Genomic DNA, 16,751 nt, shown 5'->3' on the forward strand with positions numbered 1-16,751 from the left:
TGAAACAAGCCGCAGAAAGGGCAACACCGGCACTTTTTGCCACTTTCGCAGGACGTGAGACACGATGACTTCAACGCATACCCGCTATGAACCCTGGCTGCAGGCCATGCTGGCCGTAGCGCGCCACTATCGGCTGGACTTCTCGGAAGAGCACGTGCGCGTGGTGGTTAACCAGGAAAGCCAAAGTCCCCATCATCTGGTGCTGGAAGATATGGCTCGTCAGCTTGGATTAGCCCTGCGCAGCGTCCCGGCGGATGTCACGCTTATCGATCCGTGGCGTTTGCCGCTGGTCGCGGAGCTTAATGACGGCCAGATGGCGGTGCTGACCCACATGGATAAGCACGGGCAGCTCAGCATACAGCTTAGCGGCGACGGCGGCCTGGAAACCGTGGTCAGCCGTGAAGCGCTGTCGCAGAGGCTGAAAGGCCTGTTTTTGCTGCGCCCGCTGAACTCTATCCCCGACGCGCGAGTGGACGACTACGTCAAGCCGTACCAAAAAAACTGGTTCTGGACGCTGGCGCTGAAAGACTGGAAACGCTACGGCGACATCATGCTGGTGGCGATGGCGGCTAACGTGCTGGCGCTGGCGGGGATGATCTTCTCCATGCAGGTGTATGACCGGGTGGTGCCTTCACAATCTGTCCCCACGCTGTGGGTACTGTTTGGCGGCGTGATGCTGGCGATTCTCTTTGAATTTACCATGCGTATGCTGCGCGTCCACATAGCCGACGTCGTCGGCAAGCGGGCCGATTTGCGCATTTCCGACCGGGTTTTCGCCAGGGCATTGCGCATTAAAAACAGCGCACGGCCTAAATCAACCGGCTCGTTTATCTCGCAGATTCGCGAGCTGGAGTCGGTTCGCGAGCTTATCACCTCCACCACCATCGGCACGGTGTCGGACATTCCGTTCTTCCTGCTGTTTGTCTTTATTCTCTGGCTGATTGGCGGCCCGCTGGTGTTTGTGGTGCTGCTGGCGATCCCTCTGCTGCTGATCCCCGGCCTGCTGGTGCAGCGTCCGTTGGCGCACCTCTCGAACGAGGGCATGCGTGAGTCGGCCATCCGCAACGCCACGCTGGTGGAGGCCGTTCAGTCCATCGAAGACATCAAACTGCTGCGCGCCGAGCAGCGGTTCCAGAACCAGTGGAATAACACCAACGACGTGGCGGCCGGGGTTGGCATGAAGCAGCGCTGGCTGACCAGCCTGCTGATGACCTGGACCCAGGAAGTTCAGTCTATCGTCTACGCCGTGGTGCTGCTGGTAGGGTGTTACCTGGTGATTAACGGCGATATGACCACCGGGGCGCTGGTTGGTACCTCCATTCTGGCTTCCCGCACTATTGCTCCGCTGGCGCAGATATCCGGCGTGCTATCGCGCTGGCAGCAGGCGAAGGTGGCGCGTAAAGGGCTGGACGACCTGATGCAGCGCCCGCTGGACGATCCGGAGCAGGGCAAAAAAGTGCATAAAGCGCATTTGCAGGGGAACTACCAGTTTAACTATGCGGCGTTTTACTACGACGAAGAAGAAAAGGTTAACGACCTGGACATTGCGCGGCTGACCATCACCGCCGGGGAGAAAATCGCGGTGCTGGGACGGAACGGCTCCGGCAAAAGCACGCTCTTACAGCTGCTGGCGGGGATGCAAACGCCGCAGCACGGGCAGATCCTGCTGGATGATATCAGCCTCGGCCAGCTCGACACCGCCGATCTGCGTCGTGATATGACCCTGCTCAGCCAGCAGGCTCGGTTATTCTTCGGCTCGATCCGCGACAACCTGACCATGGGCCGTCCGCTGGCAAGTGACGAAGAGATCCACCGCGCCCTGGCGCTTAGCGGCGCGCTGGGCTTTGTTCAGAAGCAGAAAAATGGCCTCAACTATTTGATTACCGAAGGGGGCGCAGGCCTGTCCGGCGGCCAGCGGCAGGCGCTGCTGCTGGCGCGAACCCTCATCCTGCAACCGCAGATCCTGCTGCTGGATGAGCCGACGGCCTGGCTGGATGAAATCAGCGAACAGCAGCTCATCGCTAACCTGGCTCCGTGGCTGGGCAACCGCACGCTGGTGGTCGCCACGCACCGGATGCCCATCCTGCAGCTGGTAGACCGAATCATCGTGCTGGATAACGGCCGCATTGTCATGGACGGCCCACGAGACAAAATTTTACAGCTGCACGGGATGGAGAATAAAGCCGCCCCGCGTAGGACGGCGACGCTTAAGCCTGACATCGGGCCGGAGGTGCAGGGATGAACGACATCACACGCTATAACAGCCGCCTGAAAGAGCCTGCGCTGCCGCGATCGAGCCTGGTAGCCTGGGCGCTGGGGCTGATGCTGCTGGTTTTTGTGCTTTGGGCTAATTTCTTTAGCCTGGATGAGGTTACGACCGGCTCGGGGAAAGTTGTGCCGTCGTCACGGGAGCAGGTTATTCAGTCCCTCGAGGGCGGGATCCTCTACAAGCTGGACGTTCATGAGGGGGACATCGTTGAGCGGGGCCAGGTGCTGGCGCAGCTTGACCGCACGAAAACCGAGTCCGGCGTGCAGGAAAGTGAATCACGCCTCCACGCGGCGATGGCCACCGCCGCACGCCTGAAGGCCGAAGTCGGCGCTACGGCGCTGGTCTTCCCCGACATGCTGGCCGGTGATAGCGACCTGGTGCGCCAGGAGACGGCGCTCTACGAATCACGCCGTAGCAGCCTTGAAAAAGGCGTCGCCGGGCTGCGTGAGGCCGTCTCGCTGGTGCAGCGCGAACTGGCGATGACCCAGCCGCTGGTCAAGCAGGGTGCCGCCAGCAGCGTGGAAGTTCTGCGCCTGCAGCGGCAAAAAAATGAGCTGGAAAACAAAATCACCGAAATGCAAAACCAGTACTACGTGCGCGCTCGTGAAGAACTGGCAAAAACCAACGAGGAAATTGAAACTCAGCGCTCGGTGATGCGGGGGCGGACAGACTCGCTGACGCGCCTGAAGTTTACCTCACCGGTGCGGGCGATTGTGAAAGGCATTGAGGTCACCACCGTGGGCGGGGTGATTCCTCCTAACGGCAAGCTGATGACGCTGGTACCGCTGGATGACCAGATGCTGATCGAAGCAAAAATCTCGCCGCGCGACGTCGCCTTTATTCACCCAGGGCAAAAGGCGTTGGTGAAAATTACCGCCTACGACTATTCCATCTATGGCGGGCTGAAAGGGGTGGTGACCACCATTTCGCCGGATACGCTGCAGGATGAGGTGAAGCGTGACGTTTACTACTACCGGGTCTACATCCGTACCGATGCCAGCCAGCTGGAAAACCGGGAGGGAAAATCGTTCCCCATCTTCCCCGGCATGATTGCTACCGTGGACATTAAAACCGGCAGTAAATCGGTACTCGATTACCTGTTGAAACCGTTGAATAAAGCCAGCGAAGCGCTGCGAGAAAGATAAAAAAAAGCCGGCGAAAGCCGGCATTTTTATACGTTGGTTGGGTCGATATTAAGCCCGTACAGAATAAACGAGAAATAAAAGCCAAAGTAGGACTCAGCCATTTCCATAAAGCCGTTGTGTATTTCTAATACGCCTGCGCTATCTTCGCTAAATAATCCCGCCATGATACCGCAATTAACGATGCGTCTCAGGTGCATTCTCGACACTGACAGATCTTTCGCCGTTTTGTTGTAATTGGGACGTAGCCACCATTTGCCATCTTCACTCTGTGCAGCCATCAGGTATATTCTGAGGATAATAATATGTCCGGCGTCTTTATCGACAAACATCGCGCTATTAGGCACCAGTCTACTCAATATGACCTCATCAAATAACAGGTTGGCGCTGCGGCGAAAAAAATTTTCAAAGGTGTTGTTATCGTCAAGAGCGTGAATAGAAAGCACGTTCTCCGGCAGCAGCATTTTCAGTGAAGGAATAGAAATCTGCATATAGCTGCGGGTTTCATTGAGGCCTTTCACGCTGGGGTTATACAGCAGCACCCGGCGGTCATCCTCACTTTTTTCCAGCGACATTCTGCCGGTAATGCGCAGCAGTGTGACCAGAGAATTCACCGTGTTGAGGCTGGTTAGCTCCATTTTTACGCAGAACTCTTTGATATCCGCCAGCACGGCCTTGCGATCGCCGTAGTGAAAACACAGCAGCGCCAGCACCACATGAAAGCGGGAGCTTTGCAGAATTGTTTTATAAAAGAGCGGCTGTTTTTTATAGGTTACCAGCAGGGAGTCATAATGATGTCGAATGGCCTCGCGAAAGCAGGGATGCTTTTTTAATTGCTGACTGTAGCGGGCGATGGTGTCCTGGAGTTGGTGTTGCGTCATATTATTTTCTCGGTATTCAGCTACGGGGTTATTTCCCGTAAAATGAGTGTCTGAGGCCAGTGATAAAAGGCAGGTGACACGTTATTTTATTTATTTGAATGCAGAGTAAGTCCGCTGCCAATTATATCATTGTTCACATATAATGAAATGGGATCCTCGGAACTTTATCGATCTTTACTTTTTTCGTAACGAAAGATGCTTGTTGTTACCTGATGTCATGTTTTGTTTCATTTACGGGAAGTAAGACTTCCTTTATTGGAAGATTTATTTCCTGTATATCGTTTCGAACAAAAATGTCATCAGGAAAATAATTTAAGATTACTTATAAATATAATTCGACTCAACAAGATGTGAAGCGTACGAAAAGGAAACAATTTTTAAAGTTTCATTTCATGTGTTATCGTAAGTTACATGAGTTTATTGGGTGTTTATTGCCCAGTTTTCCACCGAAAATCCATCAGAGGCGATGTGATGCACGATACAAATGACATTTTCAACGCGGCGTTTTCCCGCCAGTACGACGCCAGTAGCGAACGCCTGAAAGACATTGCAAACAATCTGCATTCGTTGATAGCGCTGTTGTTAAGGGGCCTTGCGGAGAATGCGCAGGTGCTCTGCGTCGGCGTCGGCACCGGGACGGAAATCGTCAGGCTGGCACATCAGCATCCTGGGTGGCGGTTTAGCGGCGTGGATCCTTCTCCCGATATGCTTGCCGTTTGTGCAGAAAAGCTTGAGCGAGAAGGGCTGAGCGACCGCTGCACGCTGATTGAAGGCCACGTTATCGACGTTGCAGAACGGGAAAAATACGACGCCGCTTTGTGTTTGCTGGTGGCGCACTTTATTCAGCACCCGCAGCGCGGTGGTATTTACCAGCACATTGCCGACAGGCTAAAACCGACAGGGCTGCTGATTGCCGCTGAAATAGCGGGAGACATGGCGGATCCCGATTTTGACGGGCAATTAAAAAATTGGGTTGCGCTGCAGCAGGCTTATACCCAACGCGAGCGCGACATTTCTGAGGTGAAAGCTGAGCTTAGCCAGCGTTTGCTTTTGCTACCGCCTCGTCAAACCGAAGCGTTACTTCTTGACGCGGGATTTACCAGCACACAGCCGTTCTTCCAGTCGCTGCTCATTCACGGCTGGCAGGCTATTAAGCCCTGAATTAAAAAGGCGGCGCGCTGAAATAGCGCGCCGCAAACCGATTATTTACTGGTAATGTCCTCTGACTTTACCAGCGTTGGCGTTTCGTTAAAGAAGTTCCACGGCTTCAGCAGGGCATGTACCCACTCGGTCGGCATAATGGGCCACTCTTCTGCGCGGGCAATATGCGTGGTGCCGGTGGTTAACCAGACGACGTTGTCCGTGTTTTCCAGCGACTGATTATCTTTGCTGTATGCTCCCAGACCGGTGTCGTGCGCGGAGCGGTTCGGGTATTTCCCTTCGGAATAGCGTTCATCCGGGTTATAGCGAGTCACCCACAGCTGCTTATCCATAAAGCTCAGGCGGTGGTAAATCCACTCGTCCGGGGCAAACTTAGCGCCGGTTGCGACGGGGTGAGTCCCTCCTGCGTAAGGGATCAGCTGGTAGGAAACCGGGTTGCCCATGCGGTTTTCTTTGTTCGGATTGCTGAGTAAACGGACGGTGCCCGGATCAAATTTCTGCGCCGCGTCCTGCTCGTTTTTAATCGCATATTCATTGGTTTGCATCGTACTTGTGCGCGGCCCGCCGCTGGTGTTCGGCTTCACTACCGGGTCGATAGCGGTCAGGCTGTTGTTTTCGCCGTCGACGTCCAGATCCAGGCGGAAGTTATAAATATGCTGATGGGTTGTGCCAACAATATTGTGGTCGATAAGCGTGCCGTAGCGGGTATCTTCTTTCGCGGTGGCGTCGTGCATGGTTTTGGCCTTCACGCCTTTTACCGCTTCGATGCCGGTCGCGCCTGCGTCAATACCGATGGTGCCGTTCTGGTGGAAGACCCAGTCAAAAATATAGTCGTAGTTGCCGACGGTGCTTATCCAGCGGATCACCAGCTCGCGGCGTTCGCTGCTGACGTTCGGCTGGCCCATCTCCTGGTGCTTATACTCCGGCCCGGCGTAGCGTTCGAAAACCGCAATGGCGCGCGGAATAGTGGTTGGCTTGCCGGTGTAATCGGCCAGAGTTTCGTCCAGCAGGACGGCGTTGCCCGGCGCGTCTTTACCGCGCACGATAGGGGAAGTCAGCGTGCCCATGCCGTAATCACCGGCATCCAGATAGGCCTTAAAATACCAGCCGATATCCGGGTCGCCATACGGCACGATCATCCCGCCGAGCGACCCCTCATACATGATCTTTCGTTTGGTGCCGTTGTCGTTCCAGGTCACGGTGGAGATGATTGGGCCCACGCGTGAGTCCAGCCGCAGGTGCAAATCCCAGTTTTGCCAACGGATCGTGTCGCCGGTAATGGTGTAATTTTTCCCTTCTGGCTCAATGATATTCAGCGGTTTCAGGTTGGCAGCCTGCCGGTCACGGCCATCATAAGGGCGCGGGGTCATCGGCACTGGAATGACCGGACCTTCCTCAATCTTGATGATTTTTTTCTGCTCGAGATCGACCACCGCCACCAGGTTTTCAATCGGGTGCGCCCAATAGTTGCCGTCGCCGACGTCAAGATAGCTCACCACTTTTAGCAGGCGCTGATCCTGCTTCAGGCCGTCTTTGCCGTCGAAATAGCCGACGGTAAGCGGGGTAGTGACCACTTTTGACGGATCGCTGATGCCGCGTTTCTTCACCGCTTCGGCGAACTCTTTGCTGTTGTTGATTATCGACTGTACGCTGGCAAAATCGTCCAGCAGCACCATGCCCTGAGCGCCTTCAATCGGTTTCCAGCTTTTCACCTTTCCGGCGGCCAAATCTACCGTGGCTTCAATAATATGCCGGCCGTCAAGCATGATGACGTCCGCCTCACGCGGCTGGCTGACGCTGGTGCCGTCCATCACAAACTTCCAGACTTGCTCCTTCGGCGGCTCGCGCAGGGAAATCTCGGTAAAGCGAATATTCGGCTTGTAGCCCGCCGCGGCTTTGATTATCTCCACCGTTTGATTAATTTCGTCGGCGCTCAGGGAGTTCAGCGGGTGCGGTTTTTTCTCGACCGCAAAGGTTTGATCCAGCCCGGACTGGAACACTTCATTGATAAACCCTTCGGAGATAAACGCCGTTTTGTCTTTAAAGGTAACCGGGACTTCAAGCTTGAGCGTTTTGCCATTCACGATGGCGGAGGTGGCGTTGGGCTTCACCTTCACGTAGGCACCGTCTTTGACGATGGTAAACATCTGCGCGTAATCGTCCCACTGGACGTCGGCGCCAAAATCCGCGAGCGTTTTTTGCATTGGCACCATATGTGCCTCGCCGCCGTGGGCAAAAGCAGGGGCGTTAATCCCCGCCGAGGTCAGGAGCGCAATAGCCAGCGCCAGCGTTTTTTTTTCCAGTTTTCATTGTCATCGCTTTCTCACCTTAAAAGTGCGTTGTGTTGTTATGTGCGTGCTGGATAAAGTCTGTCGGATTCAACATAACAACTTCCGCCGGGGCTTCCCTTGTATTCCCTGCCAAGCGTTTTGCTGTGGTTGCCAGAATGTGGGATTGGGAGATTTATTCCTCTGGGTAAATGAGCGTCGGGTTAAATTCAGCCCTCACCCCGGCCCTTATGTCTTGAACTTCCCCGCCAGTGCGGGGAAGATCCCCGACTGATCATCGGGAGGTTGCCGGTGAGCATCCCCTGGCCCTGGTGCTTCCGAGCCCGTGGGAGAGATTATGCCCCGGCAACCTTATTCCCTGTCGCCTCAAGACCGAACGGTATCCTGTGCCTCTGAGCACCCACATATAAGGATGGTCTGGCGATATTATTCATAAGGTTACGGAGAATCAGATGACCCTCACTTCTGTCGGCGTTGATATTGCTAAGCTAAAATTTGATGTCGCTGTCCTGCTGCCTGGTCAGAAATACAAAACTAAAAAGTTTGCTAACACGCCTGCGGGATGTCGTGAGTTTATTCACTGGCTGACCCGCTTTGGGGACTGTCATGTCTGTATGGAAGCGACGGGCAGCTACAGCACGGAACTCGCCACGGCATTGTCCGATGGCGGCTATCGCGTCAGCCTGGAAAACCCTGCCCGCATTCATGCCTTCAGTAACACCGAACTGACCCGAAACAAAACGGATAAAAGCGATGCCGCCCTGATAGCACGGTATTGTGCCCTGTATCAGCCAGCCCAATGGCATCCGGCTCCTCTCAGCCAGCGACAGCTGACCGCGCTGGTGCGGCATCTTAAAAATCTTGAAGAGATGCGTCAGATGGAAGAGAACAGGCTGGAGGCCGCAGATAAGGTCATCACTGGCTCGTTAAAAGAGCACATCGCCACGCTGGATGAACTGATAAAAGAAACCAAAAAGAAAATCAGACAGCACATTGATGATGACCCGGACCTGAGAAAAGACAAAGCGCTGCTGGAGAGTATCCCGGGAGTGGGAGATGTGCTGAGTACGAGTCTTCTGGCCTTCGCGGGAAACCTGAGGCGGTTCAGGAGCAGTAAGGCTCTGGTGGCTTATGCAGGGCTGAACCCACGACGTTGTGAGTCCGGGATGTGGAAGGGAAAGAGCAGGTTGTCAAAAGTGGGGAGCCGTGAGCTGCGTAGCGTGCTGTATATGCCTACGGTAGTGGCGGGAAGATGTAATGAAGTGGTGAAAGACCTGATGACCCGGATGGCGAGCAGGGGGAAGACAGGCAAAGAACGCGTGTGTGCAGGAATGAGAAAGCTGCTACAGCTGGCTTATGGGGTGGTGAAATCAGGGCGTGAATTTAACGCTGAAATACCGCTTGCCGGATAACCGACAAGACGGTATCTCTCCCAGAGGGAGAGGGGGAAAACAACCTATGGGGGGATTTGTTTGTTCCCTCTCCCTTTTAGGGAGAGGGTTAGGGTGAGGGTAAACCAGAGGCGATGACTTGCCTGTCTGGCATTTAAGACTCAAGCGGTAAAATCACCGTTCAGGCGGGCAACGAGGGTGAGGATCGAGTAGCGGGCAACGGTCTGCTGATGCTGGTTGGTGATATCCACCGCCCATTCCACCACGCCAACCGGCTTATCTTCCGCCGTTTTCTGCGGTTTGGCGGTTTTACGTTTGCAGGTCAGGCGCACCTGAATCGTATCGTCGATTTTTACCGGTTCGATAAAGCGCAGGTTTTCCATGCCATAGTTGGCAATCACCGGCCCGACACCGGGGTCAACAAACAGTCCGGCGGCGGCGGACACCACAAAGTAGCCGTGCGCCACGCGTTCGCCAAAGAAAGATTCTGCTGCGCCAATTTTATCGGTATGGGCATAGAAACGGTCGCCGCTCAGGTTGGCAAAGTTAGCGATGTCGGCTTCGGTCACGGTACGGCGGGCGGTGAGAATGCTTTCCCCGATACGCAGCTCCTCAAAATGTTTGCGGAACGGATGCACGGCATCTTCGTGAACTTTAGCGCCGTAGTTCCATTGTCCGCTAACGGCGGCAAGCATCGTCGGGCTGCCCTGAATGGCGGTGCGCTGCATATAGTGTTTCACCGCACGCAGGCCGCCCAGCTCTTCGCCGCCGCCCGCACGGCCTGGGCCGCCGTGAACCAGCATTGGGAGCGGCGATCCGTGCCCGGTGGACTCCACCGAGGACTCCTCGTTCAGCACCTGAATACGTCCATGAGCGCGAGCCGCACCGAGAATAAATTCACGTGCAGTTTGCTCATCGGCGGTGACCAGCGTCCCGGCAAGGCTGCCCTGGCCGGCGCGAGCCAGCGCCATAGCGTGTTCAGCATCCCGGTACGGCATCACGGTGGCAACCGGGCCGAAGGCCTCAAGCTCGTGCACCGCAGGCGTTTCATCCGGCTGCTGGCAAAGCAAAAGAGTAGGCGGGAAGAACGCGCCCGGCTGAGCGAGATCTGCTTTACCGCCAAGCACGGCTTCGCATCCGGCGGCAATCAATTGGTCAACTTTACGCTGCACGTCATCCCGCTGTTCAAGGCTGACCAGCGCCCCCATGCGCACGCCTTCCACCGCCGGGTCGCCTGGCTGTATTTTTTCAAGTTTTGCCTTCAGCGCTTCAATCACCGAACCTAGTCGGTTTTGCGGCACGATAATCCGCCGAATCGCGGTACATTTTTGCCCGGCCTTGGCGGTCATTTCACGCACGACTTCGCGCACAAATAGCGCAAATTCAGGCTGCTCAGGCGTCACATCTTCTGCCAGCACGCAGCAGTTCAGCGAATCCGCTTCCATGGTAAATGGAATAGAACGGGCAACGATATTTGAGTGACAACGTAACTTTTGTCCGGTGCTGGCCGAGCCGGTAAACGTCACCACATCCTGCTCATCTAAATGCTCGAACAGGTCACCCACGCCGCCGCAAATCAGGCCGATCGCCCCATCCGGCACCAGGCCGGATTCAACTATCGCTTTGACCATCGCCTGGGTTAACTGCGCGCTGGCCGTGCCGGGTTTAACGATCGCGGGCATACCGGCCAGCCAGGTCGGGGCCAGCTTCTCGAGCATCCCCCAGCAAGGGAAGTTAAACGCGTTGATGTGCAGCGCCACGCCGGACTTCGAGGTGAGCACGTGGCGGGCGGCGAATCCGCCCTGTCTGGAGAGCGGAATCAACTCGTCTTCCGGCCACAGCGTGTCATCCGGCAGCTCGCGGTTGCCCATTCCGGCGTAGGCAAACAGCGTACCGATCCCGCCTTCAATGTCTACCCAGCTATCGGCGCGGGTCGCCCCGGTTTGGTACGAAACCTCGTAGAACGTCTCTTTCTGCGCCAGCAAATGCTTCGCCACGGCTTTTAACATTGCGGCGCGCTGGATAAACGTCATCGCCTGCAGTGCCTTGCCCCCTTGTTCAACGGCGAAGCGTTTTGCCGCCGCCATATCCGCGCCTTCGCTGGTCACCTGCCACAGCGGCTCGCCGCTAACGGCATGAAAAATAGTTCTTTCTTTACCCTGGCCGCTAAACCACGTCCCGGACAGATAGCTGGTTAACTTTTGCATCTCACTCTCCATTACATGCTGCATTTAATGCTTACAGTGTTTGTTTTGTGAATCATAAAAATCAAGCTGTAATTTAATAAATTATTAACAACGTGATGGGGTGTGATTTTTGTTATTGATTTATATCAATGATAAATAGGGTTTTAGCGAAATTTTACGTGATAAGCCTCACAAACATGCGGTGTAATCTTTGCGATCTTCGTTAACTTATCTGTAACTTTTAATCATGATGTGATTCGTTATATCGCAATGTGTAGGTTTAAATTGAATCATAAGGTGATGCCGTGACAGAACAAGAACGCTTTGACGAGCGCATCCAGCAGGAAACCGCCATAGAGCCGCAGGACTGGATGCCGGAGGCTTACCGCAAAACGCTGATCCGCCAGATAGGCCAGCATGCGCACTCGGAAATTGTCGGCATGCTGCCGGAAGGCAACTGGATAACGCGTGCGCCCAGCCTGCGCCGCAAGGCCATTCTGCTGGCTAAAGTGCAGGATGAAGCCGGGCACGGCCTGTATCTCTACAGCGCCGCCGAAACCCTGGGCTGCGCCCGGGAAGATATCTACCAGAAGATGCTCGACGGCAAGATGAAGTACTCCTCCATCTTTAACTACCCGACGCTCAACTGGGCCGACATTGGGGTTATTGGCTGGCTGGTTGACGGAGCCGCTATCGTCAACCAGGTCGCGCTCTGCCGGACTTCTTACGGCCCTTACGCCCGTGCGATGGTGAAAATCTGTAAAGAAGAAAGCTTCCACCAGCGTCAAGGGTTTGAAGCCTGCACCGTGCTGGCGAAGGGCAGCCCGGAACAGCGCCAGATGCTGCAGGACGCCATTAACCGCTTCTGGTGGCCGGCGCTGATGATGTTCGGGCCCAACGACGACAACTCGCCGAACAGCGCCCAAAGCCTCGCCTGGAAAATCAAACGCTTCGGTAACGACGAGCTGCGCCAGCGCTTTGTCGACAACACGGTGCCGCAGGTAGAGCTGCTGGGCATGACCGTGCCGGATCCCGATCTGCATCTGGATGAGGCTACCGGCCACTACCGCTTTGGCGACATTGACTGGCAGGAATTTAACGAAGTAGTGGCCGGGCGCGGCTTATGCAACGAAGAGCGCCTTGCCGCCAAGCGTAAAGCCTGGGAAGAGGGGGCATGGGTGCGCGAAGCCGCCCTTGCGTATGCCGAAAAACAACAGGCCCGCACCGCCGCCTGAAGGAGTAAGAGATGAGCAAAATTTACTGGCCGCTGTACGAAGTGTTTATCCGTAATAAAAAGGGGCTGTCCCACCGCCATGTCGGCAGCCTGCACGCGGCCGACGACCAGATGGCGCTGGAAAACGCCCGCGACGCGTACACCCGTCGCAGCGAAGGCTGCTCCATCTGGGTGGTGAAAGCGAGCGAAATCGTGGCCTCGCAGCCGGAAGAACGCCCGGAATTTTTCGACCCGGCAGACAGCAAAGTCTACCGCCACCCGACGTTTTACACGCTGCCTGACGGCATCGAGCACATGTGAGGCCGCCAATGACACTCGATCCTGTAGCGACCTACAGCCTGCGCCTCGGCGACACCTGCCTTGTCCTCGCCCAGCGCCTGAGCGCCTGGTGCGGTCATGCGCCGGAGCTGGAAATTGACCTCGCGCTGGCCAACATTGGCCTCGACCTGCTCGGCCAGGCACGCAACTTCCTGACCTATGCCGCCGGGCGGGAAGGTGAGCACCTCGATGAAGACAGGCTGGCCTTTGGGCGTGATGAACGTGAATACCGCAACCTGCTGCTGGCGGAACAGCCCAACGGTGATTTTGCCGAAACGCTGGTGCGACAGTATCTGCTGGATGCGTGGCACGTCTCGCTGTTCAGCCGCCTGGTAGAAAGCAAAGATCCGCAGCTGGCGGCCATCGCAGCTAAAGCGATTAAAGAAGTGCGCTATCACCTGCGTTTCAGCCGCGGCTGGCTGGTTCGTTTGGGCAACGGCACCGAGCTTTCGCAGGCAAAAGCGCAAAGCGCTGTGAACAAACTGTGGCGCTTCAGCGGCGAAATGTTCGTCGCCGATGAGCTGGAAACGACGCTGGCAGAGCAGGGGATCGCGGTCGATCCGCGTGGCCTCAAAGCTGAATGGCTGCAAGAAGTGACCGCCGGACTGAGCGATGCCTCGCTGCAGGCCCCGGCAGAACAGCCATACCGCACCGGCGGTAAGCAAGGCTTACACACCGAACACCTCGGCCCGCTGCTGGCTGAAATGCAGTACCTGCAGCGCGCTTACCCGAACCAGCAGTGGTAAGGAGAAGAGAATGCAAACCGCCACGCTTCAGCCCGCCGCCGTCCGCGACGTCTGGCGTCTGCTGAGTGAAATCAGCGACCCGGAAATCCCGGTGCTGACCATCACCGACCTTGGCATGGTACGCAGCGTAGAACACGGCGCGGACGGCTGGCATATCGGCTTCACGCCGACGTATTCAGGTTGCCCGGCGACCGAGTTCTTGCTCGCCGCCATCCGGGAAGCGATGGAGGGTGCAGCCCTAAGCCCGGTGCATATCAAGCTGGTTTTGCATCCCGCCTGGACGACGGACTGGATGTCGTCGGAGGCCAAAACCAGGCTGCGCGAATACGGCATCAGCCCACCGCAGGGGCATGCCTGCCACGCGACTGTCGCCGCCCAGGTGACCTGCCCGCGCTGCGGGAGCGAACACACTTCGCTCATCAGTGAATTCGGCTCCACGGCCTGTAAAGCGCTTTATCGCTGCAACACCTGCCGGGAACCCTTTGATTACTTTAAATGTATTTGAGGATGCCATGACGACGTTTCATTCCCTGAAAGTGGCACGTATCGAACCAGAAACCGCAGAGGCGGTAGCCATTACGTTTGCGGTGCCGGACGCGCTGCGTGGGCAATATCGATTTCGCCCCGGCCAGCATCTCACGCTGAAAGCCCGCCTGGGCGATGAAGAGCTGCGCCGCTGTTATTCCATCTGTCGCTCGGACAATCCGGGTGAGATCTGCGTCGCGGTCAAAGCCATTGAAGGCGGCCGTTTCTCGCAGTACGCGGTCAGTGATTTAACCGCCGGCATGTCGCTGGAAGTGATGGTGCCGCAGGGGACGTTTGGCTATCAGCCGGAAGCGGAAACTCGCGGGAACTATCTGGCGCTGGCGGTGGGCTCAGGCATTACGCCAATGCTGGCGATTATCGGCGCCACGCTTGCCACGGAGCCACAAAGCAGCGTGACGCTGGTCTACGGCAACCGCAGCAGCGCCAGCATGATGTTCCGCCAGGCGCTGGCCGACCTGAAAGACCGTTACCCCCAGCGTCTGCAGCTGATTTACCTGTTCAGCCAGGAAAAATCGGACAGCGAATTGCTCAGTGGCCGCCTGGACGGCGCGAAGCTAAAACAGCTCGGCGACCATCTGCTGGACGTCAAAGGCTTTGACCGCACCTTTATCTGTGGCCCGCAAAGCATGATGCAGGCAGCCGAAGCCACGCTGAAAGAGATGGGCGTGGCGCAGCAGGATATTTACCTCGAGCACTTCAACACGCCTGGCGTGACGCCGGGCGCTCGTTCACGTGCTCAGGCTGCGGGTAAAACCGTGATTCTGCGCCAGGACGGCGTGGATCGCCAGATTACCCTGACCGCCGGGGACGAAAGCATTCTCGACGCGGCGCTGCGCCAGGGCGCGGATCTGCCGTATGCCTGCAAAGGCGGCGTCTGCGCCACCTGCCGCTGCAAGGTACTGCGCGGCGAAGTGGAAATGGGCGTCAACTACAGCCTCGAGCCGGATCAGCTGGCCGCAGGCTACGTGCTGAGCTGCCAGGCGCTGCCGAAGGGCGACGACGTGGTGCTCGATTTTGACGCGCAGGGGCTGTGATGAGCGAACTTCTAAGCCAACAGAGCGGCCGGGTGCTGACCCTGACGCTGAACCGCCCGCAGGCTCGCAATGCGCTCAACAACGCGCTGCTGACGCAGATCGCCGAAGCGCTGGAAGCCGCGCAGCAGGACGAATCCATCGGTGCCGTCGTTATCACCGGCAATGAGCGCTTTTTTGCCGCCGGAGCGGACTTAAAAGAGATGGCGAGCCGGGATATGCCCGCCACGCTGAACGATCCCCGGCCCCAGCTTTGGGCGCGCATTGAACGCTTTCCCAAACCGCTGATGACCGCCGTCAACGGCTATGCGCTCGGCGCAGGCTGCGAGCTGGCGCTGCTGAGCGACATTATCGTTGCCGGGGATAACGCACGCTTCGGCCTGCCGGAAATCATGCTGGGGATTATGCCCGGCGCGGGCGGCACCCAGCGGCTTATCCGCAGCGTAGGCAAGGCGCTGGCTTACCGCATGGTGCTGAGCGGTGAAGCTATCGACGCACCGCAGGCTTTACGTGCCGGGCTGGTTGCCGAAGTACATCCTGCCGCGCTGACGCTTGAATACGCGCAGAAACTTGCCGCAAGCATCGCTCGACATGCACCCCTTGCGCTGCAGGCTGCGAAAAACGCGCTTCAACAGGCGCAGAACACGGGCCTGAGCCAGGGCCTGCTGCAGGAACGTCAGCTGTTTACGCTGCTCGCCGCCACCGAAGATCGTCAGGAAGGCATCGCAGCTTTTCTGGAAAAGCGACCTGCTGAATTCAAAGGACGTTAATCATGAGTTTTATTGTTAGCGATGTGCAAAACGGGGTGATGACCCTGACCCTGAACCGCCCGGAGCGGCTGAACAGCTTTAACGACGAGATGCATCGCCAGCTGGCGGAAATCCTGACCCAGGCCGAAAGGGATGAAACCATCCGCTGCCTGCTGATCACCGGGGCGGGGCGTGGCTTCTGCGCCGGGCAGGATCTCAACGACCGTAACGTCGACCCAAGCGGCGACGCGCCGGATCTGGGCTATTCCGTTGAAACCTTTTACAACCCGCTGCTGCGCCGCCTGGCGAAGTTGCCGAAGCCGGTGATTGCTGCGGTCAACGGCGTTGCGGCTGGAGCCGGTGCCACGCTGGCGCTGGGCTGTGACATGGTTATCGCCGCGCGTTCGGCAAAATTCATTATGTCTTTCAGCAAGCTGGGGCTGGTGCCCGACTGCGGCGGCACCTGGTTCTTACCCCGCCTGACCGGGCGGGCACGCGCTATGGGGCTGGCATTACTTGGCGACACGCTGAGCGCGGAACAGGCGCACGAGTGGGGCATGATCTGGCAGGTGGTGGATGACGAACAGCTAGGCGATACCGCCCGCCAGCTGGCTCAACACTTTGCTACCCAGCCGACCTTTGGCCTGGGCCTTATCAAAAAAGCGCTTTATGCCTCGGAAACCAACACTCTGGATGCCCAGCTAGACCTGGAGCGCGATTATCAGCGCCTGGCCGGCCGCAGCGAAGACTATCGCGAAGGGGTTTCTGCTTTTCTGGCGAAGCGCCCGGCGACCTTTAAGGGGAAATGA

The 16,751-nt window shown here is 57.0% G+C and carries 14 protein-coding genes; 11 read left to right on the forward strand and 3 right to left on the reverse strand.

Annotation, left to right across the window (positions count from 1 at the left end; genetic code table 11):
• The first annotated feature begins 64 nt into the window (after positions 1-64).
• A complete protein-coding gene (locus tag JT31_RS00415) occupies positions 65-2,242 on the forward strand; it encodes a type I secretion system permease/ATPase (protein ID WP_038472075.1) in 2,178 nt (725 codons plus the stop codon).
• Positions 2,239-3,414 (forward strand): HlyD family type I secretion periplasmic adaptor subunit, encoded by a 1,176-nt coding sequence (locus tag JT31_RS00420; RefSeq protein ID WP_038472078.1) that lies wholly within the window; start codon positions 2,239-2,241, stop codon positions 3,412-3,414. Before JT31_RS00415 ends, JT31_RS00420 begins: the two co-directional genes overlap by 4 nt.
• Before the next feature lie 26 nt (positions 3,415-3,440).
• Here the strand turns inward: JT31_RS00420 and JT31_RS00425 are convergent, their stop codons facing one another.
• Complete coding sequence (locus tag JT31_RS00425) at positions 3,441-4,292, reverse strand: hypothetical protein (protein ID WP_038472081.1); 852 nt, start codon at positions 4,290-4,292, stop codon at positions 3,441-3,443.
• A gap of 471 nt (positions 4,293-4,763) precedes the next feature.
• Here JT31_RS00425 and JT31_RS00430 point away from each other — a divergent pair, with 471 nt between their 5' ends.
• A complete protein-coding gene (locus tag JT31_RS00430) occupies positions 4,764-5,453 on the forward strand; it encodes a class I SAM-dependent methyltransferase (RefSeq protein WP_038472084.1) in 690 nt (229 codons plus the stop codon).
• A 41-nt stretch (positions 5,454-5,494) separates the two neighbouring features.
• Here JT31_RS00430 and tynA read toward each other — a convergent pair whose 3' ends face one another.
• A complete protein-coding gene (gene tynA, locus JT31_RS00435) occupies positions 5,495-7,756 on the reverse strand; it encodes a primary-amine oxidase (protein WP_038472086.1) in 2,262 nt (753 codons plus the stop codon).
• Positions 7,757-8,193: 437 nt separating this feature from the next.
• On the opposite strand from tynA, the gene JT31_RS00440 reads away from it, so the two are divergent.
• On the forward strand, positions 8,194-9,153 hold the full coding sequence (locus JT31_RS00440; RefSeq protein ID WP_038472091.1) for an IS110 family transposase: 960 nt from the start codon (positions 8,194-8,196) through the stop codon (positions 9,151-9,153).
• A 140-nt stretch (positions 9,154-9,293) separates the two neighbouring features.
• Here JT31_RS00440 and paaZ read toward each other — a convergent pair whose 3' ends face one another.
• Positions 9,294-11,339, reverse strand: coding sequence for a phenylacetic acid degradation bifunctional protein PaaZ (paaZ, locus tag JT31_RS00445; protein WP_038472094.1), 2,046 nt, complete (start codon positions 11,337-11,339; stop codon positions 9,294-9,296).
• Positions 11,340-11,623: 284 nt separating this feature from the next.
• Between paaZ and paaA the strand changes: the two genes are divergently transcribed.
• The 7 genes from paaA to paaG are packed head-to-tail and all read left to right on the forward strand — an operon-like array spanning position 11,624 to position 16,751.
• The gene (paaA, locus tag JT31_RS00450) at positions 11,624-12,553 is read left to right on the forward strand and encodes a 1,2-phenylacetyl-CoA epoxidase subunit PaaA (protein WP_038472097.1); all 930 of its coding nucleotides are present in this window, start codon (positions 11,624-11,626) and stop codon (positions 12,551-12,553) included.
• An 11-nt stretch (positions 12,554-12,564) separates the two neighbouring features.
• Positions 12,565-12,852 (forward strand): 1,2-phenylacetyl-CoA epoxidase subunit PaaB, encoded by a 288-nt coding sequence (gene paaB / locus JT31_RS00455; protein ID WP_008461407.1) that lies wholly within the window; start codon positions 12,565-12,567, stop codon positions 12,850-12,852.
• A gap of 8 nt (positions 12,853-12,860) precedes the next feature.
• Positions 12,861-13,616 carry a 1,2-phenylacetyl-CoA epoxidase subunit PaaC gene (gene paaC, locus JT31_RS00460; protein ID WP_038472101.1) on the forward strand — a complete coding sequence of 252 codons (756 nt, stop codon included), beginning with the start codon at positions 12,861-12,863 and terminating at the stop codon, positions 13,614-13,616.
• 10 nt (positions 13,617-13,626) lie between these two features.
• Positions 13,627-14,121, forward strand: a complete 495-nt coding sequence (paaD, locus tag JT31_RS00465; RefSeq protein WP_038472103.1) for a 1,2-phenylacetyl-CoA epoxidase subunit PaaD — start codon at positions 13,627-13,629, stop codon at positions 14,119-14,121.
• A gap of 7 nt (positions 14,122-14,128) precedes the next feature.
• A complete protein-coding gene (gene paaE / locus JT31_RS00470; RefSeq protein WP_038472105.1) occupies positions 14,129-15,196 on the forward strand; it encodes a 1,2-phenylacetyl-CoA epoxidase subunit PaaE in 1,068 nt (355 codons plus the stop codon).
• Entirely contained in the window at positions 15,196-15,963 is a 768-nt protein-coding gene (paaF, locus tag JT31_RS00475; RefSeq protein WP_038472107.1) for a 2,3-dehydroadipyl-CoA hydratase PaaF, read from the forward strand. Before paaE ends, paaF begins: the two co-directional genes overlap by 1 nt.
• Complete coding sequence (gene paaG / locus JT31_RS00480) at positions 15,963-16,751, forward strand: 2-(1,2-epoxy-1,2-dihydrophenyl)acetyl-CoA isomerase PaaG (RefSeq protein ID WP_038472109.1); 789 nt, start codon at positions 15,963-15,965, stop codon at positions 16,749-16,751. Before paaF ends, paaG begins: the two co-directional genes overlap by 1 nt.

The sequence above is a fragment of the Cedecea neteri genome, from assembly GCF_000757825.1.
In the GTDB taxonomy this organism is placed as follows: Bacteria; Pseudomonadota; Gammaproteobacteria; order Enterobacterales; family Enterobacteriaceae; genus Cedecea; species Cedecea selenatireducens.

What these genes read in the sequence shown, in the direction of transcription:
- JT31_RS00415 (WP_038472075.1), top strand. Translation starts at nt 65, where the DNA reads ATGACTTCAACGCATACCCGCTATGAACCCTGGCTGCAGGCCATGCTG.
- JT31_RS00420 (WP_038472078.1), top strand. Translation starts at nt 2,239, where the DNA reads ATGAACGACATCACACGCTATAACAGCCGCCTGAAAGAGCCTGCGCTG.
- JT31_RS00425 (WP_038472081.1), bottom strand. Translation starts at nt 4,292, where the DNA reads ATGACGCAACACCAACTCCAGGACACCATCGCCCGCTACAGTCAGCAA.
- JT31_RS00430 (WP_038472084.1), top strand. Translation starts at nt 4,764, where the DNA reads ATGCACGATACAAATGACATTTTCAACGCGGCGTTTTCCCGCCAGTAC.
- JT31_RS00440 (WP_038472091.1), top strand. Translation starts at nt 8,194, where the DNA reads ATGACCCTCACTTCTGTCGGCGTTGATATTGCTAAGCTAAAATTTGAT.
- paaZ (WP_038472094.1), bottom strand. Translation starts at nt 11,339, where the DNA reads ATGCAAAAGTTAACCAGCTATCTGTCCGGGACGTGGTTTAGCGGCCAG.
- paaB (WP_008461407.1), top strand. Translation starts at nt 12,565, where the DNA reads ATGAGCAAAATTTACTGGCCGCTGTACGAAGTGTTTATCCGTAATAAA.
- paaC (WP_038472101.1), top strand. Translation starts at nt 12,861, where the DNA reads ATGACACTCGATCCTGTAGCGACCTACAGCCTGCGCCTCGGCGACACC.
- paaD (WP_038472103.1), top strand. Translation starts at nt 13,627, where the DNA reads ATGCAAACCGCCACGCTTCAGCCCGCCGCCGTCCGCGACGTCTGGCGT.
- paaE (WP_038472105.1), top strand. Translation starts at nt 14,129, where the DNA reads ATGACGACGTTTCATTCCCTGAAAGTGGCACGTATCGAACCAGAAACC.
- paaF (WP_038472107.1), top strand. Translation starts at nt 15,196, where the DNA reads ATGAGCGAACTTCTAAGCCAACAGAGCGGCCGGGTGCTGACCCTGACG.